Source organism: Mesotoga sp. UBA5825 (assembly GCF_002432955.1).
Lineage (GTDB): Bacteria > Thermotogota > Thermotogae > Petrotogales > Kosmotogaceae > Mesotoga.
Genome location: NZ_DJHG01000046.1, coordinates 11238 through 13049 on the forward strand (window position 1 = coordinate 11238; position 1812 = coordinate 13049).

The 1812-nt window shown below is 43.9% G+C and carries 3 protein-coding genes and 1 pseudogene; 2 read left to right on the top strand and 2 right to left on the bottom strand.

The window, feature by feature from the left end:
• Nucleotides 1-249, top strand: a pseudogene (locus B3N33_RS04685) (ATP-binding protein); the annotation flags it as partial.
• A 3-nt stretch (nt 250-252) separates the two neighbouring features.
• Nucleotides 253-711: a hypothetical protein gene (locus tag B3N33_RS04690; protein WP_292592326.1), complete on the top strand. Its 459-nt coding sequence runs from the start codon at nt 253-255 to the stop codon at nt 709-711.
• A gap of 148 nt (nt 712-859) precedes the next feature.
• On the opposite strand, the gene B3N33_RS04695 is transcribed toward B3N33_RS04690, so the two are convergent.
• The gene (locus tag B3N33_RS04695; RefSeq protein WP_214079700.1) at nt 860-1264 is read right to left on the bottom strand and encodes a putative toxin-antitoxin system toxin component, PIN family; all 405 of its coding nucleotides are present in this window, start codon (nt 1262-1264) and stop codon (nt 860-862) included.
• Nucleotides 1248-1496 carry a type II toxin-antitoxin system Phd/YefM family antitoxin gene (locus B3N33_RS04700; protein WP_214079699.1) on the bottom strand — a complete coding sequence of 83 codons (249 nt, stop codon included), beginning with the start codon at nt 1494-1496 and terminating at the stop codon, nt 1248-1250. The genes B3N33_RS04695 and B3N33_RS04700 overlap by 17 nt, the downstream gene beginning before the upstream one ends.
• Between the last annotated feature and the right edge of the window lie 316 nt (nt 1497-1812).

Consider the following 1812-nt stretch of genomic DNA (forward strand, 5'->3'; position numbering starts at 1 on the left):
GACAAAAAGAGGAAGCTTCTCCTCGACCTTTTCGAACTAAAAACAACGCCAAATACAAACAAACTAATAAAGGATCTTGAGAACAAGAAGCTCATTGTCAACTACTTCAGACCAACCGAGACTGGCGTGGTGACTGAAGATATTTCTTCACTCGATCCCGGGAGCGATAAGAAGTCAGTGTCGGAATGGGGTGGCCTCGTAGAATTCACTTCCAAGACAAACGAGATCGTAGCACAGCTCTGGAGGTAGAAAATGGATCAAATGCAGCCCATAATGAATTCATCACTTGGCCCATGTATAAAGAACGGACTTCAAGCAATTGGAAAGCCTGACAGAGTATGTCTCAAGAACACGAGAACCAATGCAAAGAGCGTTGATATAGATAGCTGCCTTAAAGAGGATTATCCGACTGAGAATAGATGGGACTATGCTGTTTTCATCGAGAGTGATGCTGTTCTGAAAACAGCATTCATAGAGATTCATCCGGCAAATGAATCCGAGGTCGATGAGGTGATCAAGAAGGCGCAATGGATGAAGCGATGGATCATGGATAATCAGATAAGAGTCATCACTGAGAACCGGAAGTTCTTCTGGGTTTCATCTGGGAACGTAAAGATCACCAAGAACTCACAGAAAATACGTCTTCTCCACAAACAAGGAATCGAAGGCCCACAAGAACATTTGGTTGTTGACAAGAAGATGCGAGGCTGAAACATTGTAGAGATTGATTTATTCGTCTTTGAAGGCAGTACTTAAGGAAAATGGGTTAGTTAGCATCTCCTCATTTGGTCATCCCCTGGTGTTTCTGTACGGGATGTCGTTTGTTTCAAGGACGGCTCTTTCGCTCTTTTGCGGACCATCAAAGATAATCACTTACGTACTGGGATGGGGTCTTGCAGTTAACATTGCCGCGCAGCGCACTTTGCAGACAAAGCTTGTCTCCTGTTATAAGCAAGGCATCACGGGATGCCGCTAATGAGATAAAATGATTGTCCGGAAGATCCGAGCTGAAACTAACTAACCGGTAGTCATCGACAATCTCTACAATCTCAATACAATATTCTATGAAGTTGGAAAGACTCTCTAAACTAACGTTTCTGTACTTTTCCTTTTCTTTAAGTCTTACTACGAACCTTCTCAACTCTTGTGGGAATATTCCTGGTTCGATTACCTCCTGCTCGAGTGCCTTCACGACGACCATGCTGCACGTCTTAGAGCCGAGCGCTGCTGAAATCACGACGTTTGTATCAATGACGACCTTCATCTTTCATCTCTCTTCTCACCTCGTCAAGAACTTCCAACCCTTCTTCTTCGCTTAGGCCAATCTTTCTCGCTTCTTCTTGGGCCTTTGAAAGATAGTAGTTCATCAAGTCCTCCTTAGAAACCGGTGATATCTTCATGACCGGAACCCCACGCCTAAGAATCAGAAGCTCCTCTTTTCCGTCAACAATCTCACTGAACCTGTTTCGAACGTCCCTAACATTAACCGTCTTCACAATCATCACCTCGCTATTATTGTATCACTTATGTGATCCTTCGTGATACACAAGTAACACACTAATTATCGATCAAACTAACTTCACCTCGCCATCTTAGCAGGGAGTTTAGGATGAGCGGCCATTCATTCCTATGGAAGGCACTAGTCATGGAATCCAGAAGGTGAAGTGAAATAGTCATATTATGAACTGAAGCTGGATTTGGATTGGCGTTGCGGGTAGAACAGATGCAGAATCATGTTCATATGACCGATCGTGGTTCTCCCGCTTCGGGCGAACAGCCGTTCGCACCTACAAAAAAACTGTATGATCTTAT